The 24038-nt window shown below is 64.3% G+C and carries 23 protein-coding genes and 3 tRNA genes; 14 read left to right on the top strand and 12 right to left on the bottom strand.

Features of this window, described 5'->3' with window-relative positions:
* Window positions 1–208: 208 nt before the first annotated feature.
* Window positions 209–1180 (bottom strand): RluA family pseudouridine synthase, encoded by a 972-nt coding sequence (locus ACVOL0_RS15590; RefSeq protein WP_481549851.1) that lies wholly within the window; start codon window positions 1178–1180, stop codon window positions 209–211.
* Window positions 1181–1590: 410 nt separating this feature from the next.
* Here ACVOL0_RS15590 and rne point away from each other — a divergent pair, with 410 nt between their 5' ends.
* Window positions 1591–4764 (top strand): ribonuclease E, encoded by a 3174-nt coding sequence (rne, locus tag ACVOL0_RS15585; protein ID WP_481549850.1) that lies wholly within the window; start codon window positions 1591–1593, stop codon window positions 4762–4764.
* 330 nt (window positions 4765–5094) lie between these two features.
* On the opposite strand, the gene ACVOL0_RS15580 is transcribed toward rne, so the two are convergent.
* From ACVOL0_RS15580 to ispG, 3 genes are all read right to left on the bottom strand, one after another.
* A complete protein-coding gene (locus ACVOL0_RS15580) occupies window positions 5095–5742 on the bottom strand; it encodes a response regulator (RefSeq protein ID WP_481514887.1) in 648 nt (215 codons plus the stop codon).
* 316 nt (window positions 5743–6058) lie between these two features.
* Window positions 6059–6748, bottom strand: a complete 690-nt coding sequence (locus tag ACVOL0_RS15575) for a phosphatase PAP2 family protein (RefSeq protein ID WP_481549849.1) — start codon at window positions 6746–6748, stop codon at window positions 6059–6061.
* Window positions 6729–7994 (bottom strand): flavodoxin-dependent (E)-4-hydroxy-3-methylbut-2-enyl-diphosphate synthase, encoded by a 1266-nt coding sequence (gene ispG / locus ACVOL0_RS15570; RefSeq protein WP_481549848.1) that lies wholly within the window; start codon window positions 7992–7994, stop codon window positions 6729–6731. Before ispG ends, ACVOL0_RS15575 begins: the two co-directional genes overlap by 20 nt.
* 82 nt (window positions 7995–8076) lie before the next feature.
* Here ispG and ACVOL0_RS15565 point away from each other — a divergent pair, with 82 nt between their 5' ends.
* Both ACVOL0_RS15565 and ACVOL0_RS15560 read left to right on the top strand, forming a co-directional pair.
* Window positions 8077–9303 (top strand): ATP-binding protein, encoded by a 1227-nt coding sequence (locus tag ACVOL0_RS15565; RefSeq protein ID WP_481549847.1) that lies wholly within the window; start codon window positions 8077–8079, stop codon window positions 9301–9303.
* Window positions 9300–9866: a response regulator transcription factor gene (locus tag ACVOL0_RS15560; protein ID WP_282268178.1), complete on the top strand. Its 567-nt coding sequence runs from the start codon at window positions 9300–9302 to the stop codon at window positions 9864–9866. Before ACVOL0_RS15565 ends, ACVOL0_RS15560 begins: the two co-directional genes overlap by 4 nt.
* Window positions 9867–10027: 161 nt before the next feature.
* Here ACVOL0_RS15560 and pgi read toward each other — a convergent pair whose 3' ends face one another.
* From pgi to pcnB, 6 genes are all read right to left on the bottom strand, one after another.
* Window positions 10028–11539: a glucose-6-phosphate isomerase gene (pgi, locus tag ACVOL0_RS15555; RefSeq protein WP_481549846.1), complete on the bottom strand. Its 1512-nt coding sequence runs from the start codon at window positions 11537–11539 to the stop codon at window positions 10028–10030.
* Entirely contained in the window at window positions 11536–11916 is a 381-nt protein-coding gene (gene panD, locus ACVOL0_RS15550) for an aspartate 1-decarboxylase (RefSeq protein ID WP_282268181.1), read from the bottom strand. The genes pgi and panD overlap by 4 nt, the downstream gene beginning before the upstream one ends.
* Window positions 11917–12111: 195 nt before the next feature.
* A complete protein-coding gene (gene panC / locus ACVOL0_RS15545) occupies window positions 12112–12954 on the bottom strand; it encodes a pantoate--beta-alanine ligase (protein WP_481549845.1) in 843 nt (280 codons plus the stop codon).
* Complete coding sequence (gene panB / locus ACVOL0_RS15540) at window positions 12951–13766, bottom strand: 3-methyl-2-oxobutanoate hydroxymethyltransferase (RefSeq protein ID WP_481529387.1); 816 nt, start codon at window positions 13764–13766, stop codon at window positions 12951–12953. The genes panC and panB overlap by 4 nt, the downstream gene beginning before the upstream one ends.
* 31 nt (window positions 13767–13797) lie before the next feature.
* Window positions 13798–14286, bottom strand: coding sequence for a 2-amino-4-hydroxy-6-hydroxymethyldihydropteridine diphosphokinase (gene folK / locus ACVOL0_RS15535; RefSeq protein ID WP_481549844.1), 489 nt, complete (start codon window positions 14284–14286; stop codon window positions 13798–13800).
* 6 nt (window positions 14287–14292) lie between these two features.
* Complete coding sequence (pcnB, locus tag ACVOL0_RS15530) at window positions 14293–15675, bottom strand: polynucleotide adenylyltransferase PcnB (protein WP_481549843.1); 1383 nt, start codon at window positions 15673–15675, stop codon at window positions 14293–14295.
* A gap of 41 nt (window positions 15676–15716) precedes the next feature.
* On the opposite strand from pcnB, the gene ACVOL0_RS15525 reads away from it, so the two are divergent.
* Together ACVOL0_RS15525 and fdxA are read left to right on the top strand one after the other, a co-directional pair.
* Window positions 15717–15791, top strand: a tRNA-Glu gene (locus ACVOL0_RS15525).
* 181 nt (window positions 15792–15972) lie between these two features.
* Window positions 15973–16296, top strand: coding sequence for a ferredoxin FdxA (fdxA, locus tag ACVOL0_RS15520; protein ID WP_481509654.1), 324 nt, complete (start codon window positions 15973–15975; stop codon window positions 16294–16296).
* Between the two features lie 88 nt (window positions 16297–16384).
* On the opposite strand, the gene ACVOL0_RS15515 is transcribed toward fdxA, so the two are convergent.
* Window positions 16385–16900 (bottom strand): hypothetical protein, encoded by a 516-nt coding sequence (locus tag ACVOL0_RS15515; RefSeq protein WP_481549842.1) that lies wholly within the window; start codon window positions 16898–16900, stop codon window positions 16385–16387.
* A 32-nt stretch (window positions 16901–16932) separates the two neighbouring features.
* Window positions 16933–17826 carry a 4-hydroxy-tetrahydrodipicolinate synthase gene (gene dapA / locus ACVOL0_RS15510; RefSeq protein ID WP_481549841.1) on the bottom strand — a complete coding sequence of 298 codons (894 nt, stop codon included), beginning with the start codon at window positions 17824–17826 and terminating at the stop codon, window positions 16933–16935.
* A gap of 95 nt (window positions 17827–17921) precedes the next feature.
* Between dapA and ACVOL0_RS15505 the strand changes: the two genes are divergently transcribed.
* The 9 genes from ACVOL0_RS15505 to ACVOL0_RS15465 all read left to right on the top strand — a co-directional run bounded on the left by ACVOL0_RS15505 (window position 17922) and on the right by ACVOL0_RS15465 (window position 23742).
* Complete coding sequence (locus ACVOL0_RS15505; protein WP_481514875.1) at window positions 17922–18548, top strand: glycine cleavage system transcriptional repressor; 627 nt, start codon at window positions 17922–17924, stop codon at window positions 18546–18548.
* 77 nt (window positions 18549–18625) lie between these two features.
* Window positions 18626–19105 (top strand): peroxiredoxin, encoded by a 480-nt coding sequence (locus ACVOL0_RS15500; RefSeq protein WP_481549840.1) that lies wholly within the window; start codon window positions 18626–18628, stop codon window positions 19103–19105.
* Between the two features lie 82 nt (window positions 19106–19187).
* Window positions 19188–20588 (top strand): PhoH family protein, encoded by a 1401-nt coding sequence (locus tag ACVOL0_RS15495; protein WP_282267591.1) that lies wholly within the window; start codon window positions 19188–19190, stop codon window positions 20586–20588.
* 5 nt (window positions 20589–20593) lie between these two features.
* Window positions 20594–21085, top strand: a complete 492-nt coding sequence (locus ACVOL0_RS15490; RefSeq protein ID WP_481549852.1) for a hypothetical protein — start codon at window positions 20594–20596, stop codon at window positions 21083–21085.
* 12 nt (window positions 21086–21097) lie between these two features.
* The gene (locus ACVOL0_RS15485) at window positions 21098–21769 is read left to right on the top strand and encodes a YoaK family protein (RefSeq protein WP_481549839.1); all 672 of its coding nucleotides are present in this window, start codon (window positions 21098–21100) and stop codon (window positions 21767–21769) included.
* A gap of 34 nt (window positions 21770–21803) precedes the next feature.
* On the top strand, window positions 21804–22613 hold the full coding sequence (gene thiD, locus ACVOL0_RS15480; protein ID WP_481549838.1) for a bifunctional hydroxymethylpyrimidine kinase/phosphomethylpyrimidine kinase: 810 nt from the start codon (window positions 21804–21806) through the stop codon (window positions 22611–22613).
* Entirely contained in the window at window positions 22610–23470 is an 861-nt protein-coding gene (locus ACVOL0_RS15475; RefSeq protein WP_481549837.1) for an alpha/beta hydrolase family protein, read from the top strand. Before thiD ends, ACVOL0_RS15475 begins: the two co-directional genes overlap by 4 nt.
* Before the next feature lie 65 nt (window positions 23471–23535).
* Window positions 23536–23612, top strand: a tRNA-Arg gene (locus tag ACVOL0_RS15470).
* Window positions 23613–23665: 53 nt separating this feature from the next.
* Window positions 23666–23742: transfer RNA gene (locus ACVOL0_RS15465), tRNA-Arg, on the top strand.
* Window positions 23743–24038 lie beyond the last annotated feature (296 nt).

Genomic DNA, 24038 nt, shown 5'->3' with positions numbered 1-24038 from the left:
CCCCCGGGGCCGGGGGCCCCCCCCTCGTAACCCTCATGCGGTTTTTTTCCGGCCGGGCCCCCCCCCCCCAAGCCGACACTGCTGAAATCGCCAGCATGTTTGCGGCCTGACTGATCTGTGGCTTCGCGACTGACGCCGCTCCTGCAGACACCTGTCAGGCAATGGGGAAGCGCCTCTCTGGAGATTCCCCTATCCCGAACTCACACCCTCAAAGCTTGTTCAGCGCATCCACCAGATCCGGCGGCAGCGGCGCGTTCAATACATAAGGTGTCTTGCCACCGTCCAGCGCAAACTCCAGCGAGGCGGCGTGCAGGAACAGGCGCTTGAGTCCGATCTGTTCACGAAAGCGCTTGTTGACTGCAGGATCACCGTATTTGTCGTCACCTGCGACCGGATGACCGATGTGCTGGGCATGCACGCGGATCTGGTGGGTGCGGCCGGTCTCGATCCGGACTTCGCAATAGGATTGCCCGCCGCGACGCTCCAATACCTTGAAATGACTCAGCGACGGCTTGCCGATCGCATTCACCTGAACGTGGCGCTCACCGCCCTGACGCAGGCCTACATGCAACGGCGCGTCCACACTCATCACGCCGTCGGGCATACGCCCGGCCAGCAGAGTCAGGTAACGCTTCTGGATGCCGCCATGGTCTTCACGCAGCAAGGCCTGCAGCTCGACCAGGGCCGACCGCTTCTTGGCCAGGATCAGCAAGCCGGAGGTGTCCCGGTCCAGCCGATGCACCAGCTCCAGGTTCATGTTCGGCCGTAGCGCGCGCATGGTTTCGATCGCACCGTGGCTGATACCACTGCCACCATGGCTAGCGACGCCGGTCGGCTTGTTGATCACCAACAGCTTGGCATCCTCGAAGACGATGGCCTCTTCCATACGCTGCAGAAAGCTGCTGGGAGGCGGAGCCTTGTCTCCAAGCTCATTGAGATTGACCGGCGGGATCCGCACCTCTTCGCCACCGTCCAGCTTGCGGTCGGCCTTGGCGCGGCCGCCGTTCACACGGACCTGGCCACTGCGAACCAATTTGTACACCAGGCTGCGTGGGGCGCCCTTCAGCTGACCCAACAAAAAGTTGTCCAGTCGCTGTCCTGCCCTGTCTTCGGGCACTTTGATCATGCGCACGCTGCTCTTGGCGGCAGGCGCTGCGTGGGGCTTGTCGGAATCAGTCATCGGCCTATTTATTCTGCTACACTCGGGGGGCGATATAAGGGTTTGATTTCGTTGGAAGTTGGTCAGGGCCAGAAGCCCCGCCCCCTACGAATCCGGCACAGTGCGCGGCCACCGCCCCCGGGGCGGCCATGTTAGCGGCTCGTCGGCGTTCCCGGCCATCGCCGGATGCCAAAAAGCATCCGAGCTGGACGAAACCCATGTCCCGCGCGACGCCATCGGCCCCGGCCGCGGGCGGCCGCCGGCCCTGAAACACCTAAAACAAGAAAGAAGCGCTCCCGCGGCCTGCCGTGGTGTCGTAGCGCTGGAAACCCAAGCCGCCCTGCCCGCGCCTGCGCGAATGGGCGGCGAACCGTGTCCAGAGGCGAAACCCCATGGCGTTCCGCGCGGTAGCAGCGCGCGAGGAACGCACAATGAAGCGAATGCTGATCAATGCCACGCAGGCTGAAGAACTGCGCGTGGCCATCGTCGACGGGCAAAACCTGTACGACATCGACATCGAGCAACCGTCCAAGGAACAGAAGAAGTCCAACATCTACAAGGGCCGTATCACCCGTCTTGAGCCGTCGCTTGAGGCTGCCTTTGTCGAGTACGGCGGCGACCGCCATGGCTTCCTGCCGCTCAAGGAAATCTCCCGCGACTATTTCCAGGCGGGCGTGGACCACAACAAAGCCGGCATCAAGGAACTCCTGCGCGAAGGCCAGGAAATCGTCGTGCAGGTCGACAAGGAAGAACGTGGCAACAAGGGCGCCGCCCTGACCACCTTCATCTCCCTGGCCGGCCGCTACATGGTGCTGATGCCGAACTCCCCCTCTGCCGGCGGCGTGTCCCGTCGCATCGAGGGTGAAGACCGCGCCGCCCTGAAGGAAGCGCTGGACAAGCTGAACATCCCCGACGACATGGGCGTGATCATCCGCACCGCCGGCGTTGGCCGCGATGCAGAAGAGCTGCAGTGGGATCTGGACTATCTGTTGCAGGTATGGCGCTCGATCGCCGAGGCCGCACTGACCAAGCCGGCCCCGTTCCTGATCTACCAGGAGTCGCGCCTGATCGTGCGCGCCCTGCGCGACTACCTGCGCTCGGACGTCGGCGAGATCCTGGTCGACACCGAAGAGCTGTACGAGACCGCACGCGACTTCATGCAGCAGGTGATGCCGCAGACCCTGCGCAAGCTCAAGCATTACAAGGACGACATCCCGCTGTTCAACCGCTTCCAGATCGAATCGCAGATCGAGGCGATCTACGAGCGCAACGTGCGCCTGCCGTCTGGTGGCTCGATCGTGGTTGACCAGACCGAAGCGCTGACCGCAGTCGACGTCAACTCGGCCCGCTCCACCAAGGGCAGCGACATCGAAGACACCGCGTTCCAGACCAATCTGGAAGCGGCCGAAGAAGTCGCCCGCCAGCTGCGCCTGCGCGACCTGGGCGGGCTGGTGGTCATCGATTTCATCGACATGTCCTCCAGCAAGCACCAGCGCGAAGTCGAAAACCGCCTGCAGAGCGCACTGAAGTACGACCGTGCCCGCGTCCAGCTGGGCCGCATCTCGCGCTTCGGCCTGATGGAAATGAGCCGTCAGCGCCTGCGTCCGAGCCTGGGCGAATCCAGCCAGATCGTCTGCCCACGTTGTGACGGCCAGGGTCGCATGCGCAGCATCGAGTCGCTGTCGCTGTCCATCATCCGCGTTGCCGAAGAGCATGCGATGAAGGAGAACACCGGACAGGTGCTGGTCCAGGCCCCGGTCGAGATCGCCAACTACCTGCTCAACGAGAAGCGCAGCGCCCTGCGTGAAATCGAGCAGCGCCATGACGCGCCCATCGTCATCGTTGCCGACGAGCAGCTGCACACCCCGCACTACGAAGTCACGCGCCTGCGCGACAACGAGCTGGGTGAAGAGTCGAGCAAGCCCAGCTACCAGCGCGGCACCCCGCGCAAGCTGCCGGTGCATGCACTGACCAAGGCCCAGCTGAACATTCCGGCACCGGCCGTGACCCACGTCAAGCACAGCCAGCCTGCGCCGATCCGTGAAGTCGTCGAAGCCGCCCCGGCTCCGGCACCGGTTGCTGCACCTGTCGCGCCCGCCGCAGGCGGCGTGATGGGCTGGCTGAAGCGCGTGTTCGGCGGCGAGCCGGCCCCGACCGCACAGCCGGCACAGCCGCAGCGCCAGGACAATGGCCGCAACAACCGCAACGAGCGTGGTAACCAGCGCCGCAATGGCCAGCAGGGTCGCGGTGGCAACGGCAATGCAAATGCGGGCGGCAACGCCAACGGCAACCGCCGTGATGAGCAGCGCCGCGAAGATCGCCGCCAGAACGCTGACAAGCCGCAGCAGCAGGGTCAGCCGCAGGCGCAGAACAACGCCCAGCAGCAGCCCAAGCAGCGCAATGAACAGCAGCGCGGTGATCAGGCCCAGCAGCAGCCCAAGCAGCAGCGCAACAACGAGCAGCAGCAGGCCAAACAGCCCAAGCAGCCGAAGCAGCCCAAGCCGCAGCAGGACACCGACAAGCAGGTCCAGCAGCAGAACGCGCAGGCCGAGAAGCCCGCACGCCAGCAGCAGCCGCAGCAGGAAGCCGCTCGCGCAGCAGCACCGGCCGTCGCAGCGCCGGTAGTTGCCGCAGCAGCGATCGTGGCCAACGACGCCATTGCCAACACCGATGCCGTGGTCAAGGACAACATCATTGCTGCCGAGATCGCCAAGCCGGCGGTCGTCTCCGAGGAGCAGCCGGCAGTGGCTGTGGTCGTCGACGAGAACGGCAACCCGGTTGCAGGCGAAGAAGCTGCCGGCGAAGCCGGTGGTCGTCGGCGGCGCGGTCGTCGCGGTGGTCGTCGTCGTCGTCGTGGCAATGGTGAAGGCGCCGCCGGTGGTGAAAGCCTGGGCGGTGACGAAGACAGTCTGGACGGTTTTGATGACGCCGATGGCGAAACCAATGAAGCCCCGGTCAAGCCCGCCAGCAGCCAGCCCGAGTTCGAGTTCGATGACGAACCTGCAACCCCGGCCGCTCCGATAGCAGCAGCCAAGCCGGCTGTCGCTGCACCGGTGCAAGCTGCAGCTGCCGTTGTCGCGGTTGCTGCCGCAGCACCTGTCGCCGATGTCGAAGTGCGTACTGTCGAAGCAACCGTTGTTGAAGCAGCAGCGCCGGCGCCGGCTGCTGCCATCGAAGTGACAACTGTTGCCGAGCCGGCAGTGGTCAAGACCGAACAGGCAATCACTGCCCCGGCAGAAGCTGTCACCGAAGCCGCCATCGCAGCCCCGGCCAGCGTCGTGGTCGAAGCACCTGTCGCTGCTCCGGCGGTCGTCACTGCGCCGGTCGCTGCCACTGCACCGACCGAGCAGGCCGCACCTGTTGCACCGGTCAACGCAGTACCGGCCCCGGTCAGCACGCTGCAGCCGGAACCGGCCGTGGTTGCAGCACCGGCACCCGCAGTACCGGAGAATGGCCAGCTGTTCGCCCAGACCGCGGTTGTTGAAGAAAGCACTGAAAAGCCTGTGGTCGAGACCGCAGCGCCGGCACCGGCCGCGCATGTCGACAGCGTCGTGACCGAAGCTGGCGCCGAAAAGCAGGAAGACGATCAGCCGCGTAACGGCTGATCCTTCCAGCTTGTGCGAAAACAGAAAGCGGCCTTCGGGCCGCTTTCTGCGTTTCTGGACCACGGAACGGCAGCGGCTGTGCTTCTAGCTTCTTGTGGGAGCGGCGTCAGCCGCGAAACACACACATCATCAGATGGCACAGCTGGCCGGAGGCCTGAGTAACGCCAGCTTCGCGGCTCACGCCGCTCCCACAGGCGAAGGTTGGACTGGCGTGCCATCCGCAACGCCAAACAAAACAAGAAGAGCGCAACGTTGCCGCTGCGCTCTTCTGATTCAACTGCACTCGAAGGCCCTTTCTGCAGAAAAAGCCTGGCAGAAGCTCTTCTGGCCTCAGATCGCCTTGCTGGGATCACCCACACCGTACTGCGCAGCAAGCCGGGCCAGGGCGATATTGTCCTGCACGCCCAGCTTCTGGAACAGGCGGGCCTTGTGCGTGTTCACGGTCTTGGCGCTGAGACTCAAGCGACGCGCGATTTCTTCCTGGCGGTGCCCCTGGATCAGCAACAAGGCCACTTCCAGCTCACGCGGCGAGAGCAGGTCGAACGGCGATGCGCCGCCTTCGAGATTGGACAGCGCCAGATTCTGCGCAATGCTGGTGGCCAGGTACCGTTTGCCGATGGCGACGTCATGCACGGCGCGGATCAGCTCTTTCGAATCCCCTCCCTTGCCCACATAGCCGGAAGCACCGGCCTCCAGCAAGCGCTTGGGCATCGGCCCGTCTTCCAGCACGGAGACGATGATCACCTTGGTGCCGTGATCGCCCTTGACGATGCGTTCGGTGATCTCCAATCCACTGAGACCAGGCAAGTGCAGATCACACAGTACGACGTCCGGTTTCAGGCGGCGGATCTGCGGCAGTGCGACGTCGCCGCTGTCCGCTTCACCGACGACTTCTATCCCGGTTTGCCCCGAAAGAATCATCCGAATGCCCGTGCGCACAAGTGCGTGGTCATCGATAAGAAAAACGCTGATGGTCATGAAGGATTCCTCGCGGCGAGGTGACAGTTGAAGCCTTGGGCGCGGCAAAATCCGAGCATGCGAGGCGACGGCCCTCCCCCGTCCCTCATGGCAAGGCCATGTGTATTATCAAGCAGAAGTGGCCCAACTGGGCTCTATCGGACACCGGCTCGCAGGAAATGTATCTGTAGTTTTGAGCATCAGGATGATGCGGTTTATGCGCCTGCGGCTGGCGAGCTCACTATGCCGTCGCAGCCAATACTGTATCCATCAGGTCAATTCGTCCAATGACTTAGGACTTCCCTTACGTTTTGGACATTACCAATTGCAGTGCAACTCAGGGCGCAGGCAAGGACCAGCGCCGACGGAACATCACCATATAAACGCCTGTTACCCAGATCGTTGCGGCACACCAGCCGCCGAGGATGTCCGAGGGGTAATGCACCCCCAGGTAGACCCGTGACAGCCCGACCGAGACGACAAAACCGCTGACGATCGCCACCACCGGCCACCGCCAGGGTGTACGCCAGGTCAAAAACACCAGGGTCAGTGCCAGCGTCATCGAGCCCATCGCGTGCCCGCTGGGGAAGCTGAACGTGCTTTCCGGTGCAATCGACTCCCACAGACTCGGGCGTTCGCGCTGGAACATCTGCTTGCTGCCCAGGTTCAACAGCGCCGAACCAATGAACGCCGTTGCCGCGAATGTGGCCTTGCGCCAGTGTCGCTGCAGCAGCAACACAGCCACGATCAGGATATCGACGGGGATGACGCCCCATTGATAGCCCAGCTTGGACATCAACACGAAGAAGTCATTCAGGCCGGGCGTGGCCATCGCATGCATGCGCAGCAGCAGGACCGCATCGAAATGAAATGCCTCGGCCTCGTGAATCTCGTCTGCCAGGGCAACGAAGCCGGCCAAGGGCAGCAGCACGCCGATGAACAGCACCACCAGCCGCCACGCATTATGGCTGAGCCAGCGACGCAGACCGGCAGCTTCGCTCCGGGGATCAACCGGAGCTTCGGGCATAGCGGGTCTCGACATAGTCATCAATCAAGGCGACGAACTCATGGGCGATGTTCTCGCCACGCAGAGTGACCTTCTTTTCGCCGTCGACGAACACCGGCGCCGCCGGGGTTTCGCCGGTGCCAGGCAGCGAAATACCGATATTGGCATGACGCGATTCGCCGGGGCCGTTGACGATGCAACCCATCACCGCCAGGGTCATGTTCTCCGCGCCGGGATGGCTGACACGCCACACCGGCATCTTTTCGCGCACATGGTTCTGCACCACCTTGGCCAGCTCCTGGAAGAACTCGGAGGTGGTACGGCCGCAGCCCGGGCAAGCCGTGACCATCGGCGTGAAAGCGCGCTGACCGGTGGTCTGCAGCAGCTCCTGGGCGACGATGACTTCCTGCGTGCGCGACTGGCCCGGTTCGGGCGTCAACGAAATACGGATGGTGTCGCCGATACCTTCCTGCATCAGCACCGCCAGCGCCGCCGACGAAGCGACGATGCCCTTGCTACCGATACCGGCTTCGGTCAGGCCCAGATGCAGGGCGAAGTCCGAGCGCTGCGCCAGATCGCGATACACCGCAATCAGTTCCTGCACGCCACTGACCTTGGCCGACAACACGATGCGATCGCGCGGCAGACCCAGCTCAACTGCGGTCTCGGCCGAATCCAGCGCAGAGCGGATCAAGGCCTCGCGCAGTACGCGGCCGGCATCCCAGGGCTGCGCACGCTGGCTGTTCTCATCCATCAGCTTGGCGGCGAGCGACTGGTCCAACGAGCCCCAGTTGGCGCCGATGCGCACCGGCTTGTTGTACTTGATGGCAAATTCGATCAGCTGCGCGAACTGGGTGTCTTTCTTCTTGCCGAAGCCGACATTGCCCGGATTGATGCGGTACTTGGCCAGCGCCTCGGCACAGGCTGGTTCGGCAGCCAGCAACTGGTGACCGTTGTAATGGAAGTCGCCGATCAACGGCACCTCGATGCCCATCATCGCCAGCTTCTCGACGATGCGCGGAATGGCCGCGGCCGATTCGGGATTGTTGACGGTCAGTCGCACCATCTCCGAGCCCGCGCGCCAGAGTTCAGCTACCTGCTTGACGCTGGCAGCCACATCGGCGGTATCGGTATTGGTCATCGACTGCACGACCACGGGATTACCTCCGCCCACCTTGACGCCGCCGATGGCGACGGACTGGGTGATGCGGCGGGGCCACGCGGTAGCGTCGGTGGGCGGTGTTGGGCGGGTCACGGCGTCATGCATTGCCCATTTTAGCGCGCCAACCACCCGTGCGGCATGAACCTTGGATTGCGTGGTAGCCACCGCAACAGCATACGATTGCGGCATGGAAACCCGAGACACCTCTTTTCTGCGCACCCTGTGCAGCCTGCGCTGGCTGGCCACCGCCGGCCAGGCCGCGACCATCCTAGTCGCCACCTGGCTGTTGGGGCTGGAACTGCCGCAGGAACCGCTGTGGGCCGGCGTCGCCGTGCTGGCCCTGTTCAACCTGTACGTGCAGCTGCGCGTACATGACACCGACCCGGCACCGGTCACCGCCTTCGGCCACATCCTGGTCGACGTCACCGTGCTGACCTGGATGGTGGGGTGGAGTGGCGGCATCGCCAACCCGTTCGGCTCGCTGTTCCTGATCCTGATCGCACTGGCCGCGCTTGCCCTGCCGCTGCGCTGGACCCATGCGGTAGCTGCGGCCTGCGTGGGCGGCTATGCGCTGAGCGCGGTGTTCGGGCTGCCGCTGAAGGGCGGCTACTTCGACACGATGAGCCTGCACCTATGGGGTGCGGCGGCCAACTTTCTGCTGTCCAGCGTGGTGGTTCTGGTCTTTTCCACGCGCTTGGCAGCTGCGCTGCGCGAGCGTGAGAACCAGCTGGCGATGTTGCGCGAGCGCTTCGTCCGCAACGAAGGCATTGTCGCCTTGGCCACGCATGCCGCCTCTGTCGCCCATGAACTCAACACGCCGCTGGCGACCATGACCTTGCTCACCGACGACATCGTCGAGCAGGGCGCGGCCACCCCGGAAATGCGCGACGACCTGGAAACCCTGCGCGAGTTGCTGGTGCAGTGCCGGGAGAAGGTGCTGGCGTTGGCGGCACCGGCAGAAGGCGCAGGCAGCCGCGCGCCGGTGTCCATCGCCAGCGTGCTCGAACAGTGGCGACTGGTGCGCCCGACCATCCAGTTGCGACGCAACCCCGACGCCCCGCTGCATCTGAAATTGGACCCCGGTATTGGTCATCTGCTGCAGGTGCTGTTGAACAATGCTGCCGATGCCGGTGAACACGCCGGGCGCGCGCAGATCGACCTGGACATCCGCATCCACGAAGGTCAGCTCTACGGTGAGGTCCGCGATTACGGACCGGGCTTCAACGCCAATGATGCAGCCCTGCCCGGCACCTTGTTCAACAGCGGCAAAAGCAACGGCATGGGTGTCGGTCTGGCGCTGTCGCATGCCACCATTGAGCGTCTGCACGGCGAACTGTGGATGCGCCCGGCCGAAGGCCAGGGCGCACGCGTCGGCTTTCGCCTGCCGTTGAACACTATCGAGGTAAGTCCATGAATGCTGCTGCCACCCACGGCCTGCTGGTCGATGACGACCCGCTCTATCTGCGCACCCTGCAGCGCACCCTGGCCCGCCGCGGCATCGAAGCCATCACCGCCACCGACATTTCCAGCGCCATGCAGCTGGCCACACAGACGCCACCAGCGTTCGCATTGATCGACCTGAAGCTGGGCAGCGAGTCCGGCTTGAACCTGATCCAGCCCCTGCGCGAGCTGCGCCAGGACATGCGTATCCTGCTGGTCACCGGCTATGCCTCCATCGCCACCGCGGTGGAAGCGATCAAGCTGGGCGCGGATGACTACCTGCCGAAGCCGGCGACGGTGCAGATGATCCTGCGCGCGCTTGGCGAGGAGGACGAGGGCGGCGAGGAGCCGGAGGATGTTGAACCGCCGGACGCGATGACGCCGATCAGCCGCCTGCAGTGGGAGCATATCCAGCAGGCGCTGCATGAGACCGGCGGCAATGTGTCCGCAGCCGCGCGCCTGCTGGGCATGCACCGCCGCTCGCTGCAGCGCAAGCTGACCAAGCGGCCAAGCCCGGAACGCGACCCGAACAGGTAACTCCGGCTCTCTGTAGTGCCGAGCCATGCTCGGCAGGGGCCTTCACCCATAGTGCGAAGGACTTACCCCTCCCCAACCCTCCCCTTGCCTTCGGCAAAGGGAGGGGGCAAGAAAAAGCCGCGCATTTCTGCGCGGCTTTTTTTTCAAACGACAAATCGTTATCAGCGCAGTCGCGCCAACAACTCCCGGGTCATCGGGTCGGCAATCTCCACTGCCTCGCCCTGCACCGCCGGCAACAGCTGGCTGGCCAGCTGCTTGCCGAGCTCGACACCGAACTGGTCGAAGGCATTGATGTCCCAGATCAGCGATTGCACGTACACAGCGTGCTCGTACATCGCGATCAGGGCACCCAGCGACTGCGGAGTCAGCGCATCCAGCAGGATCATCGTGCTCGGGCGGCCCCCCGGATACTGGCGGTGCGGGTCTTCGCTGTCCTGGCCATTGGCCAGGGCTTCGGTCTGCGCCAGCAGGTTGGCCAGCAGGGCCTGATGGTTGATCTCGTAGGGATCGTCATTGTGCACGCAGCCGATGAAATCGGCCGGCACGATGCTGGTGCCTTGGTGCAGCGCCTGGAAGAAGCTGTGCTGCACGTCGGTGCCAGCGCCACCCCACCACACCGACACCGTGTCGCCATCGACCGGACTGCCGTCGCGCTTGACCCGCTTGCCCAGGCTTTCCATCACCAGCTGCTGCAGATAGGCCGGCAACAACGCCATGCGCTGGTCGTAGGTCATCACTGCATGGGTGGCATAGCCCAACACATTGCGGTTCCAGATATCGGTCAGCGCATGCAACACCGGCAGATTGCTCGGCAGCGGTGCACTGGCCGCATGCGCGTCCATCTGTGCAGCGCCTTCCAGCAGCTGGCCGAAGCGTTCAAATCCAATTGCCAAGGCGATCGGGAAGCCCACTGCCGACCACAGCGAATAACGACCGCCCACCCAGTCCCACATCGGCAGCACGCGTTCGGCAGCGATATCGAAGGCCTTGGCGGCGCGCTCGGGGTTGGCACTGACGGCGTACAGGCGCTCGCTGCCACCCAGCCAGTCACACAGGATGCGGCCGTTGAGCAGGGTTTCCTGGGTACCGAAGGTCTTGGAGATCAGGATGCCGGCAGTGGTCGCCGGGTCCAGCGTCGCCAGGGTGCGCTGCATTGCCGCGCCGTCGACGTTGGAAACGAAATGCACACGGAAACGCGCACCCGATGCCGGACGCAGCGCATCGGCAACCAGACGCGGCCCCAGGTCCGAACCACCGATGCCGACACTGACGATGTCGGTGACCTTGCTGGCTTCCAGCGCCTTGATCAAGGCCCCCATCTGCGCCTGCACCGCCACCGCTTCCGCGCGGGCGGCCACGGCAACCGGCGTATCACTGGCATCGCCGCGCAACGCGCTGTGCAGCACCGCACGATCTTCGGTGTGGTTGATTTTCTGGCCACCGAACAGGCGCTGGAAACCGCCGGCGACATCGCGCGCGGCGGCCAGGTCCAGCAAGGCATCCAAGGCCGCGCGGTCGTATTTCTGCCGCGCAAAATTCACATACAACGGACCGACTTTCAGCGCCAGGCGCTGCACCCGGTCAGGCTCTGCGGCCATCAGCGAGGGAATGCCGGTGCCCTGCAGACGCTGGGCGTGGGCGTGCAATACGTCGAATCCGTTGTTGGTGATCATGCGGCCTGTGTGGGGATGCTGTCGTTGGTGTGGGAAATGCGGTTGTCGCCGTCAACGTAGACAAGCTTGGGCTTGAACGTGCTGGCTTCTTCTTCGCTCATGCCGGCGAAGGCAGCGATGATGATGATGTCGCCCACCTGCACGTGGCGCGCGGCGCCGCCGTTGAGCGAGATCACGCCGCTGCCGGCTTCTGCCCGCAGTGCGTAGGTGGTGAAACGGGCACCGTTGGTCACGTCCCAGATGTGCACCTGTTCAAATTCGCGGATGCCGGTCGCCTGCAGCAGGTTGTCGTCGATCGCGATGGAGCCTTCGTAGTTCAGCTCCGAATGGGTGACGGTGGCGCGGTGAATCTTGGTCTTGAGCAGGGAGAGTTGCATGACAATGCCGAAACTGCGTGAGAAAGGGCGCAGTCTAGCACCGGCGCGCGCCCTTGCCCGCACCGCAACATGACCTTTGCGGCGACGCTTGCACGGATACGACAATGGCGCCACAAGGGCGCCATTGGCTGTCATTCAGGAGTCTGCCAGCGGACAGCTCAAGTCCGCCGACCGCCCTGTTCAGAACTCGCGGACTTAGAACTCGATATTGTCGATCAGGCGGGTCGTGCCCAGCTTGGCCGCCACCAACGCCACCCGCGCGCCTTCATGGCTGGCACCGGGCTCGCTCAGGTCGGGCATGCGCACCACTGCGTAATCCACCAGGTAGCCGGCAGCCTCCAGCTGCGCCGCCGCCTGCTGCTCGACCGCCACCCGCTCTGCGCCGCCCAGGTAGGCATCGCGTGCGGCCAGCAGCACCTTGCGGATCACCGTGGCCTGCGGCCGCACATCGGCGGTCAGGTACTGGTTGCGCGAGCTCATCGCCAGGCCATCGGCCTCACGCACGATCTCGCCACCGAGGATCTGGATCGGGAACGCCAGGTCGGCCACCATCTGCTGGATCACCGCCAGCTGCTGGTAGTCCTTGCGCCCAAACGCGGCCACGTCGGGCTGCACCTGGTTGAACAGTCGGCTCACCACCGTGCAGACACCGTCGAAGTGCCCCGGGCGGTGTGCGCCTTCCAGCAGCGAACTGACACCGGGTACGTGCACATTGGCAGCCAGCTCGACGCCAAACGGGTACATGGATTCCACCGTGGGCAGCCACAGCACGTCACAGCCGGCCTGCTCCAGACCACTGGTGTCGGCCTCGGGCGTGCGCGGGTAACGGGTGAAATCCTCATTCGGGCCGAACTGGGTCGGGTTGACAAAGACGCTGGAGACCACCTTGTCGGCGTGCTCACGCGCCAGCTTCACCAGCGAGTAGTGGCCGGCATGCAGGTTGCCCATGGTCGGCACCAGCGCCACGCGCAGGCCTTCGCGCTTCCAGCCGCTGACAATGGCGCGCAGCCGGGAAAGTTCGGTAACGGTTTCGATCATGATGCGTAAGCGTGTTCTGCGTCGGGGAAGATGCCGGCGCGCACGGCGTCGGCATAGGCACGGACGGCACCCGCCACCGAACCGCCTTCGGCAAGGAAATCCTTGACGAACTTGGGACGCCGGTGGCCGCTGTCCAGACCGAGGAAGTCATGCAGCACCAGCACCTGTCCGTCGCAATCGGGACCGGCGCCAATACCAATGGTGGGAATCGTGATTTCGGCAGTGACGCGGCCGGCAATCGGAGTCGGCACGCATTCCAGCACCAGCAGGCTGGCGCCGGCCTCGGCCACGGCCTTGGAGTCGTCCAGCAACTGCTTGGCAGCATCGCCACGGCCCTGTACGCGGTAACCGCCCAGGCGCAACACCGACTGCGGGGTCAGGCCCAGGTGCGAACAGACCGGGATTTCGCGCTCGACCAGGTGCCGGATGATGTCCAGCTTGAAGCCGGCACCTTCGATCTTGACCATCTCCGCGCCGGCCTGCAACAGCTTGAGCGAGGCATCCAGCGCGCGTTCGGCGGTGGCGTCGGCGCCAAACGGCAGGTCCGAGACCAGCAGCGCGCGCTCCAGTACGCCCGCAACTGCGCGGGTGTGATAGACCACGTCGTCAACGCTGACCGGCAGCGTCGAATCGTGCCCCTGCACCACCATGCCCAGCGAATCGCCGACCAGGATCAGGTCCACGCCATTGGCGTCGAAGGCACGGGCAAAGCCGGCGTCGTAAGCGGTCAACATGACCAGCTTCTGGCCATTGCGCTTGGCCTCGGCCAATGCGGGGACGGTCCAGGGCTTGCTATCTGCGTGTGTGCTCATGTGGTCATAACGGTGGCTTATGAGCCGACCATTATCCCCCTATCGGATCGATACCGCAGGTATTGATGCCTACCAATACGTCCCGCACTGTTCCATGGCCCGGAATCAGGGCATCTGGCGCCACGTCTGCCAGCGGCAGCAGGGCAAAGCCGCGCTGATGCAGGAAGGGGTGTGGCACCTGCAGCTGCGGCAGGTCGATCACCTGCTCGGCATACAAGAGCAGATCCAGATCCAGCAGCCGCGGCCCCCAATGCTGGCCCGGCTCGCGCACCCGCCCGAACTGCTGCTCGATCGCCAGCAACTGCTCCAGCAGCTGCGGCGCTGGCAGATCGGTCTGCAGCGCCACGGCGGCATTGATGAAATCCGGCTGCGCCTCGTTGCCCCAGGCCGGCGTGCGATACAGGCGCGAGCTTGCCAGCAGCTGCACACCCGGCAGCTGCGCCAACACCTGGATCGCCGAACGCAGGGTGGCAGGCGCGTCCCCAAGGTTCGCGCCCAGCCCGATACACGCTACAACCATCGCTGCCTACTCGCCCGCCGCCGCGCTGCCACCACCAGGACGGCGACGACGGCGCCGGCGACGCGGTGCCGCGCCCTCCTCCGCCTCGCCATCGGTATGCACCGAATCCAGCCCGGCGCCCACTTCGTGCCCGGCTTCGGCCTGGGCCTCACGCCAGAACGCGATGTCTTCCTGATGCTCGCTGGAAGCAGCCTGGCGCAGGGCCAGGAAATCGAACGCAGCGCGGAAGCGCGGATGGCTCAGGGTACGCAGCACGCGCTTGCGCTGGCGGCTGCTGAAGCGCGACTGCAGCAGCCAGATTTCCTGCATCGGCAGCGAGAATCGGCGCGGCAGCGCAATCGTGCTCAGCTGATGCAAAGTCACCCGGTCGGCGGCACGGCGTTGCGCCTCTTCCGGCGCCAGCCCCTGCTTCTGCAGGCCGATCAGCGCACGGCAGAAGGCCGGCCACAGCAGCAGCGCGAACAGGAAGGCCGGCGACACCGGTTCCTCGTTGGCGACACGCTCGTCGGTATTGCGCAGGCCTTCGATCAGGATGCGGCGCAGCGCGCCGGTGCGGTTGCTCTTCAGCGCCGCGGCGCTTTCCGGGAACAGCACCGCCAGCAGGCCATAGCGCTCCAGCCCTTCAAAGCTGGCCACGCCATGCCCGGACAGGAACAGCTTGAGCACTTCCTCGAACAAGCGTGCCGGCGCGGCCTCGCTCAGCAAGGAAGCAAGGCGTGGAATCGGCTCGGCGGTGGCCGCGTCGATCTCGAAGTTGAGCTTGGCCGCCAGCCGCACCGCGCGCAGCATGCGCACGGGGTCTTCGCGGTAGCGCTGCTCCGGATCGCCGATCAGCTTCATCCGGCGTGCCAGCACGTCCTCAAAGCCACCGGTGTAGTCACGCACCGAGAAATCCTCGATGGCGTAATACAGCGCATTGCAGGTGAAGTCGCGGCGCACGGCGTCATCTTCAATGGTGCCGTACACGTTGTCGCGCACCAGCATGCCGTTCTCGACCTCACGGTCGCCGCTGCCGTCATCACTGTTGGCACGGAACGTCGCCACTTCGATGATCTCGCGGCCAAACACCACATGGGCGAGGCGGAAGCGGCGGCCAATCAGCCGGCAGTTGCGGAACAGCTGCTTGACCTGTTCCGGGGTGGCGTCGGTGGCCACGTCGAAATCCTTGGGGCGTCCACCTACCAACAGGTCGCGCACTGCGCCACCAACAAGATAGGCGCCGAAGCCGGATTCGCGCAGACGGTAGAGCACCCGCAGCGCATTGGGACTGATATCCCGGCGCGAGATGGTGTGCTGGTCGCGCGGGATCACGCGGACGGTGAACGGCGTTGTAACTATGGAATTGATGTTGGCGCTTCCAGTTGGGTTTACGGGATTGCCGAGCGGCAACCAGATGCATATACTAGCGCGCTCGCCAGACGCGACCAAACGCTCCCTTCGTCTAGTGGTTAGGACGTGGCCCTCTCAAGGCTAAAACAGGGGTTCGAGTCCCCTAGGGAGCGCCAACTCCGTCTGCGAATGCAAAAGCCCCGCCCTGCGGGGTTTTTTGCTTTGTACACCTGCCAGCGCCCCAGGGCCCTGGCTCCGGCACGTTTCCTTGCGCCTGCAGCCCGGGCCAATGAGAATGCCCCCGCCCAGCCCCTGCATCCTGATCTAGAATTGCAGGGTTCAAAGCCGGACCCCACCATGCCTTTTGTCGTTACCGAAAACTGCATCAAGTGCAAACACACCGATTGCGTTGAAGTCTGCCCCGTGGATTGCTTCCACGAAGGCCCCAACTTCCTCGTGATCGACCCTGATGAATGCATCGACTGCACGCTGTGTGAGCCCGAATGCCCGGTCAACGCGATCTTCCCGGAAGATGACGTACCCGCCGGCCAGGAAGGCTTTGTCGCGCTCAATGCCGAGCTGGCCAAGGCCTGGCCGGTGCTGACCATACGTAAAGACCCGCCGGCCGACGCCGCCGAATGGGACGGCAAGCCGGATAAGCTGAAGCTGCTGGAACGCTGATCCGCCACATAGCCAGCCCAACAGCCAGCCAATGAAAAGGGCGCCCGCTTACGCAGGCGCCCTTTTCTTTACTGCTTGACCACCGCGATCAACCGGCCAACTTGGCCTTCAGTGCCGCGATCAGCTTGGTTGCAGCAGCGTCGGTGGCTGGCATGCCACGCGGGTCCACCGCCGACACATAGGCGCCAGCGTCGGTTGCGACCACGCGCACCAGGAAGTTGCTGCCTTCGTAGGCGACATCGTAGGAGCCCAGCAGCTGCGCGCGGCTGGCAATGGTCAGGCCATCGACGCCGGCCAGTGCCTCACCAACCTTGCCGAATACCTCGTCACGGTTGCCGCTGGCGGTGAAACCGCTCTGCGACGAAGCCACGGTAGCGGCCGACGCCGCTGCCGGCTTGACCGCCGAGGCCAGTGCCGGGATCGGTGCCGAACCGGAAGTGTTGGGCAGGTTCAGATCCGGCGGCACTTCCAGCGGGCGCGCCTCCGGGGCCAGCGCGTAATCGCCGCGCGCGCCGCGCTTGAAGAAGCAACCAGAGGTGGCAACGGCGGTGACCACGCCCAGCAGCACCAGCGAGAACACGCGAACGGTAGAGGTTTGACGCATGGGTGAATCTCCAGAGTTCAAAGGCCGCCGGATCAGCGGCTGGATAGTTCTTCCAACGCACCCACGTCAGCGGCCAGATGATCGGCATGTGCGTGGTATTGCGCGGAAAGCGGGAGCAGCGGCAAGCGCAGCCCATCACCAATACCGATGCGCTGCAGCAGCGCCTTGACCGGAATGGGGTTGGACTCGACACCGCAGAAATCGTGGTACGGCTGCAGACGGGCATCCCAGGCCTCGGCCGCCTCGTGCTGACCGGCACGGGCCAGGTCACACAGCGTACGGTAGGCACCGGGCAGCACGTTGGAACCGACCGAAATCAGACCATCGGCCCCGGACAACATGGAACGGGCAGCCGAGCTGTCGTCACCACTGAGGATGGCGAAGCTGTCGCTGCGCAGCTGCAGCAGGGCTTTCAGACGGGTGGTATCACCCACCGCTTCCTTGATGCCGATGATGTTCGGGTGCGCGGCCAGTTCGGCGACGGTCTCCGGCAACAGATCGCAGCCAGTGCGCCCGGGCACGTTGTACAGCAGCACCGGCAGGCCGCCCTGCTCGGCCACGGCCAGGTAATGCTGGCGCAGGCCTTCCTGGGTGGGACGCACATACGGCGGGGTGACCACCAGCGCATGGGTGGCGCCATTGGCGGCAGCGCGTTTGGTCAGGGCGATGGTGCGGGCGGTACCGGACAGGCCGGTACCGGCCAGCACCGGCACTTTGCCGGCGAAGGCGGCAACCGCACTGCGCAGCAGGCCATCGTATTCATCGTCGGACAGGGTTGAGGCTTCGCCGGTGGAACCGGCTACCACGACACCCTGAACGCCGCCCTTGAGCTGCTGCGCCAACAGCCGCTGCCAACCGTCGGGATCGAGTGCGCCGTCGGCCTTGAAAGGCGTCGCCAGCGCGGTGATGAGACCAGATATGGACAAAGTGTCAGTCGCTCTTCGTGGGGGTAAAGAAGCCCGCCGAGCGGCGGGTTCGTGACCGAAAGCATGTTACTTGCCGGTCGAAAGCACGGGCAAGTATGCTGGACACCAGCGAACAGCCCCCAAATGGAGTTGTTCAGACTCATCTAGCACCCGGAACCACCTTGACCGACACCACGCCGCGGCCGCTGCCGACCGAAAACCACCTCCTGATCAACGCCTATACGACGCATCCGGAGTCCCCCCTGCTGTCCGTCACCCGTCGAATCGCCGACAGCGGCTGCAACCTGGTCGATGCCCGCCTGTCCACGGTTGGCCGCGATGTCTCGGTGACCACCCTGGCCACCGGCTCCTGGGATGCCGTCGCCAAGCTCGAAGCCATGCTGACCCGGCTTGAGCGCGAAGAGAACCTGAAACTGGTGTGGTACCGCACCGCTGCCAAGCAGGCGCAGTCCAACCTGCTGCCGTATATCGTGGAAGTCGTTGCCGCCGACAAGCCGGGCATCCTGTTCCAGCTGGCCGACTTCTTCGACCGCCAGGGCATCACCATCGAGAACCTGCAGAGCACCCGTTACCAGGCCATGCAGACCGGCGCGGAAATGTTCTCTGCGCAGATCACCATTGGCGTACCCTCCAACATGCACATCGCCGCCCTGCGCGACGATTTCCTTGAGTTCTGCGACCACCTCAACCTGGACGCGATCATGGACCCGATGAAGTTCTGAAATTCGCGCGCCCATCACAGGCGCGCGGCGTTTCATGTAATTGCAATCGAATACCCCCAGGCTCCGGAAAGGATCTGATGAACATCGGCGATACCCTGGACCGAAACACCCTCGCACTGCCACTGGCCCTGTCCGGCGGCACCACTACCAGCCTCGGCGAACTCGCCGGCCAGTGGCTGGTGTTGTACTTCTACCCGAAGGACAGCACCCCCGGCTGCACCACCGAAGGCCTGGATTTCAACGCCCTGCTGCCCAGGTTCAAGCGCGCCGGTGCACAGGTGTTCGGCATCTCCCGCGACTCCGTGAAGTCGCACGACAACTTCTGCGCCAAGCAGGGTTTCAAGTTCCCACTGATCAGTGACACCGACGAAGCGCTATGCAGCGCCTTCGACGTGATCAAGATGAAGAACATGTACGGCAAGCAGGTGCGTGGCATCGAACGCAGCACCTTCCTGATCTCTCCTGACAGCCAGCTCGTGCAGGAATGGCGCAAGGTCAAAGTCGCCGGCCATTCCGATGCCGTACTTGAAGCACTGAAGGCCGCTCAAACCAAGTGACCCACATCCCGTTCCAACCCACGTCATCGCCCTGCCCTGCGGGTGCGATGGCGTGACCCTGTCCCGCCACCAGGAATCGACGATGACCCGAGGCAAGCGCATCTACGTACTGGATACCAACGTGCTGATGCACGATCCAACCGCGCTGTTCAAATTCGAGGAACATGATGTCTACCTGCCCATGCAGGTGATCGAGGAGCTGGACAACGGCAAGAAGGGCACCACCGAAGCGAGCCGCAATGCCCGCCAGGTGAGCCGCTTCCTCAACGAGCTGATCGAACAGGCCGGCATCGGCAGCGTGCAGAACGGCGTGCCGCTGGCACGCCCCAAGGGCCTGCAGCTGCGCGGCGCGCAGAGCGCCGGCAACCTCTACTTCCAGACCAGCCATTTCGAGGCCGGCAAGAGCTTTGGCAAGGTGATCCCGGACAACGCCATCCTCGGCGCGATCCTGGCACTGAAGGAAGAACACCCGGAAACCCCGGTGGTGTTCATCTCCAAGGACATCAACCTGCGGATCAAGGCCGCTATCGCCGGCATCGATTCGGAAGATTACGAGAACGACCGCGCGCTGGACGATTTCAGCCTGCTCTACACCGGCGCCACCGTGCTGCCGGAAGATTTCTGGAAGAAGCACAGCGAAAGCCTGCGCAGCTGGAGCGACAAGGGCCGCACCAGCTACGAGATCCAGGCCGCCGACGACGAGGACTGGCATCCCAACCAGTACGCCTACCTGGCCGGCGACGACGAAGTAGAGCTCAAGGTCAGCAAGGTCGAGGGCGATGGCCGCATCACCTTGTCGGTGGTCAACGACTTCCGCCACGGCTCGCATTCGGTGTGGGGCATCACCGCGCGCAACCGCGAGCAGAACTTCGCCCTCAATGCGCTGATGGACCCGGAGATCGACTTCGTCACCCTGCTCGGCACCGCCGGCACCGGCAAGACCCTGCTGGCACTGGCCGCCGGCCTGGCACAGACCATGGACACGCAGCGTTACCGCGAGATCATCATGACCCGCGCCACCGTCAGCGTCGGCGAGGACATCGGCTTCCTGCCCGGCACCGAAGAAGAAAAGATGACGCCGTGGATGGGCGCGCTCACCGACAACCTGGAGGTGCTCACCCACAACCAGGACGGCGGCGCCTGGGGCCGCGCAGCCACCAACGACCTGCTGGCCAGCCGCATCAAGATCCGCTCGATGAACTTCATGCGCGGCCGCACCTTCCTGTCGCGCTACCTGATCCTGGACGAGGCGCAGAACCTCACCCCGAAGCAGATGAAGACCCTGATCACCCGCGCCGGCCCCGGCACCAAGATCGTCTGCCTGGGCAACGTCGAGCAGATCGACACGCCCTACCTCACCGAAACCACCTCCGGCCTCACCTATGCGGTGGACCGTTTCAAGAATTGGCCGCACAGTGCACACATCACACTGCGCCGGGGCGAACGTTCGCGTCTGGCCGATTACGCTTCGGAGGTTCTGTGAAACACCTGCACACGCTGTCCCTGCTGGCTGCGGCAACACTCACGTTGGCAGCCTGCACGCCGTCGAACACGCGCCCCGGCAGCGTGCCGACGGCGGTCAAGACCGGACAGTCCTGGGTTGTCACCCGCCCCGTGGTCGCCGCACAGGTGCTGGACACCTGCTCGCGCGACAGCCCCGCCAAACATGCCGGTGAAGTCACCGGCTACTGGGCGCCCAGTCGCGCCGACATCGACGCATTGGAAAGCCAACTGGCGCAGCTGCAACCCACCATTGCCGAGCCGGCCCTGTCCGGCCGGCAGTATGTGGGCTTCGAGTCCAGCGGCAAACGCTTGATCTACATCAATGCCTTCACCCTGCCCGACCACAGCGACACCAATCCGGCCCGTGAAGCCATCCGCGTCTGCGATGGCGGTGCGCAGTTCTGGGGCGCGGTATACGACCCGCAGGCCGGTACGTTCTCCAGCATCGAGCGCAACGGCGCGCCGGCCACACCCTGATCCGGCGTCGGCATGAAGGTCCGCCTGCCCACCTGGGTCTGGATCGGCGCCATTGCATTGTCCTGCGTGGCCGGCATGGTCAACGCCGTCGGCTTCCTGGGGTTTGAGCATCAGGCAGTCAGCCATGTCACCGGCAGCACCAGCCAGCTCGGCATTGCCCTTGCACATGCCGACTGGCGCTCGGTCGGTCACCTCTGGGGCCTGCTGATTGCCTTTGCACTGGGCGCGACGCTCAGCGGCCTGATCATCCAGGACAGCACGCTGCAACTCGGCCGACGCTACGGCGTCGCACTCGCATTGGAATCGGCCTTGTTGCTACTGGCCATTCCACTGTTCAAACAACACCAGGTATGGGGCGCACTGGCCGCCGCGATGGCCTGCGGGCTGCAGAACGCGCTGGCCACCACGTTCAGCGGTGCGGTAGTGCGCACCACCCACCTCAGCGGCATGTTCACCGACCTCGGCATCGGCCTGGGCCACCTGCTGCGCGGCCTGCCGGTACCGATGCACCGACTGACCCTGAGCGGCCTGATCATCGGTGGCTTTTTGGCCGGCGGCATCGTGGGGGCATGGCTGTTCGTGCGCTGGCAATACGACGCACTGCTTGTCCCGGCCGTACTGACCGGACTCAGCGGCCTGGGTTATGTGCTGTACCGGCAATGGGCCATGCGCAGGCAAGCCTGAGGCAGGCCTGCGACAAACCCTGCACAATCGGAGCATGAGTACTTCCACACCCGTTTCCGCCCTCACCATTGCCGGCTCCGATTCCGGCGGCGGTGCCGGCATCCAAGCCGACCTCAAGGCCTTTGCCGCACATCGCGTGCATGGTCTGTCGGCAATCGCCGCCCTCACCGCACAGCACACCCGCGGCGTCACCGCCGTGCATGTGCCGCCGCTGCCGTTCCTGCAGGCGCAGCTCGACGCCTGCTTCGACGATTTCGACATCCATGCGGTCAAGCTCGGCATGCTCGCCAATGCCGATGTCATCCACCTGGTTGCCGACGTACTGGAGCAGCGCCGCCCGCCGCAGATCGTGATCGATCCGGTGATGGTCGCCACCAGCGGCGCCAAGCTGCTTGAGGACAGCGCACTGCGCGCGATGCGCGAACGCCTGTTGCCCTTGGCCACCCTGCTGACACCCAATACACCTGAAGCAGAACTCCTGCTTGGGCGCAGCATCAGCAATGGCGACGAGGCGGAAGATGCGGCTGCCGCATTGATCGAGATGGGTGCCGGAGCGGTATTGCTGAAAGGCGGCCATCTATTGGAAGGCAATCGCGTCATCGATCGCTACTTCGATGGTGCCAGCCGCGAAGAATTCAGCCACATCCGGCTGCCGGTCGATGCGCACGGCACCGGTTGCACCCTGGCTTCGGCCATCGCTGCGCAGCTGTGCTGCGGACTGTCGCTGGCCAATGCCTGCGAAGCAGCCATCGACTACGTCGCGCGCGGCCTGCAGGGCGGCTATCACCCGGGCCGCAGCGAAGTGATGGTACTGGATCACTTCGGCGCGGCGCGCCCGGCATGAGCACCAGCTCCTTGCCTTTCGAAACAACGGCACTGCCAATCAGCAGCGCCGATGACCATAGCTTCCAATTGCTGGCCTACCTGCCCGCACAGCCTCGCGCCTGCCTGCTATGGCTACCGGCACTGGGCGTGGCCGCACGTCACTACCAAGCGTTCGCCGAATCCCTTGCCGCCAACAACATTGCCGTGTTCCTGCACGAATGGCGTGGCAACGGCAGCAGCAGCTTGCGCCCCGACCGCAACCACGACTGGGGCTACAAGGAACTGCTGCAACTTGATCTACCTGCTGCCGAGGCAGCCATGCATGAAGCGCTGCCCGGACTGCCGTTCCGGCTGGGCGGACACAGCCTCGGCGGCCAGCTCAGCTGCTGCTATGCCGGGCTGCGCGATGCCGAGCTCGATGCCTTGTGGCTGGTCGCCAGCGGCACGCCGTGGTGGCGCAGCTTTCCGCCACCGCGCGGCTGGCTCTTGCCACTGGCCTATCGCTTCCTGCCGTGGCTTGCACAGCGCAATGGCACCCTGCCCGGCCGCAAGGTCGGATTCGGTGGCACCGAAGCACGCGGACTGATACGCGACTGGGCGCGCGTAGGCCTGAGCAATCACTACGCCGCCCTCGGAATGCCGATCGACCTTGAAGCTGGCATGCGCCGCATCAACGCCCCTACACGCGCCGTGGTATTGGACAACGATTGGCTGGCGCCGGTCAGTTCGATGCAGCAGCTGCTGGCCAAGCTGCCAGCATCGACATGCAGCTTGAAAGTACTGTCATCGCGCGATTTGGGCGTACGCGCCGACCACTTCCATTGGATGAAATCACCACAGAACGTGGCTTCGGCACTGATTCATCCCGAAGATTAAGAAATTTTCACAAAACCGTTGACGCAAACATCTCAAATCCGCATAATCTCGCTCCTGGCAACGACGCGCTCGTAGCTCAGTTGGATAGAGTACCTGGCTACGAACCAGGTGGTCGGGAGTTCGAATCTCTCCGAGCGCACCATGTCAGAACGCAGATATAATCTGCACCGCTTCAAACTACAACAGCAATGTTGAGCGCTCGTAGCTCAGTTGGATAGAGTACCTGGCTACGAACCAGGTGGTCGGGAGTTCGAATCTCTCCGAGCGCACCAATACTAAAAACAGCAGGCACTGCCTGCTGTTTTTTTATGCGTGTTTTTCAACGGAAATCCAAACAGCCGGCATGTAGTGCCGCGCCATGCTCGGCAGAGACGCTACCAGGAGAGCTCCAGACGAGCATGGCTCGGCGGCGCTACATTCACACCTCACCACCCCGCCACCGCAACCCACGAGCCCCTCTGCGCGCACCAGCGACGCAGGAGCGGGAGCACTGTAGTGCCGAGCCATGCTCAGCAGAGGCTCCCCCTGCAGCGCATCAGCACAGTACGACTACACGCCACAGACTCCG

It is taken from the genome of Stenotrophomonas sp. STEN021, assembly GCF_056760175.1.
This window is presented reverse-complemented; position numbering and strand designations above follow the sequence as displayed.

Excerpts from the sequence above, each read along its gene's own strand:
- ACVOL0_RS15590 (WP_481549851.1), bottom strand. The coding sequence starts at position 1,180 with ATGACTGATTCCGACAAGCCCCACGCAGCGCCTGCCGCCAAGAGCAGC.
- rne (WP_481549850.1), top strand. The coding sequence starts at position 1,591 with ATGAAGCGAATGCTGATCAATGCCACGCAGGCTGAAGAACTGCGCGTG.
- ACVOL0_RS15580 (WP_481514887.1), bottom strand. The coding sequence starts at position 5,742 with ATGACCATCAGCGTTTTTCTTATCGATGACCACGCACTTGTGCGCACG.
- ACVOL0_RS15575 (WP_481549849.1), bottom strand. The coding sequence starts at position 6,748 with ATGCCCGAAGCTCCGGTTGATCCCCGGAGCGAAGCTGCCGGTCTGCGT.
- ispG (WP_481549848.1), bottom strand. The coding sequence starts at position 7,994 with ATGCATGACGCCGTGACCCGCCCAACACCGCCCACCGACGCTACCGCG.
- ACVOL0_RS15565 (WP_481549847.1), top strand. The coding sequence starts at position 8,077 with ATGGAAACCCGAGACACCTCTTTTCTGCGCACCCTGTGCAGCCTGCGC.
- ACVOL0_RS15560 (WP_282268178.1), top strand. The coding sequence starts at position 9,300 with ATGAATGCTGCTGCCACCCACGGCCTGCTGGTCGATGACGACCCGCTC.
- pgi (WP_481549846.1), bottom strand. The coding sequence starts at position 11,539 with ATGATCACCAACAACGGATTCGACGTATTGCACGCCCACGCCCAGCGT.
- panD (WP_282268181.1), bottom strand. The coding sequence starts at position 11,916 with ATGCAACTCTCCCTGCTCAAGACCAAGATTCACCGCGCCACCGTCACC.
- panC (WP_481549845.1), bottom strand. The coding sequence starts at position 12,954 with ATGATCGAAACCGTTACCGAACTTTCCCGGCTGCGCGCCATTGTCAGC.
- panB (WP_481529387.1), bottom strand. The coding sequence starts at position 13,766 with ATGAGCACACACGCAGATAGCAAGCCCTGGACCGTCCCCGCATTGGCC.
- folK (WP_481549844.1), bottom strand. The coding sequence starts at position 14,286 with ATGGTTGTAGCGTGTATCGGGCTGGGCGCGAACCTTGGGGACGCGCCT.
- fdxA (WP_481509654.1), top strand. The coding sequence starts at position 15,973 with ATGCCTTTTGTCGTTACCGAAAACTGCATCAAGTGCAAACACACCGAT.
- ACVOL0_RS15515 (WP_481549842.1), bottom strand. The coding sequence starts at position 16,900 with ATGCGTCAAACCTCTACCGTTCGCGTGTTCTCGCTGGTGCTGCTGGGC.
- ACVOL0_RS15505 (WP_481514875.1), top strand. The coding sequence starts at position 17,922 with ATGCTGGACACCAGCGAACAGCCCCCAAATGGAGTTGTTCAGACTCAT.
- ACVOL0_RS15500 (WP_481549840.1), top strand. The coding sequence starts at position 18,626 with ATGAACATCGGCGATACCCTGGACCGAAACACCCTCGCACTGCCACTG.
- ACVOL0_RS15495 (WP_282267591.1), top strand. The coding sequence starts at position 19,188 with ATGACCCGAGGCAAGCGCATCTACGTACTGGATACCAACGTGCTGATG.
- ACVOL0_RS15485 (WP_481549839.1), top strand. The coding sequence starts at position 21,098 with ATGAAGGTCCGCCTGCCCACCTGGGTCTGGATCGGCGCCATTGCATTG.
- thiD (WP_481549838.1), top strand. The coding sequence starts at position 21,804 with ATGAGTACTTCCACACCCGTTTCCGCCCTCACCATTGCCGGCTCCGAT.
- ACVOL0_RS15475 (WP_481549837.1), top strand. The coding sequence starts at position 22,610 with ATGAGCACCAGCTCCTTGCCTTTCGAAACAACGGCACTGCCAATCAGC.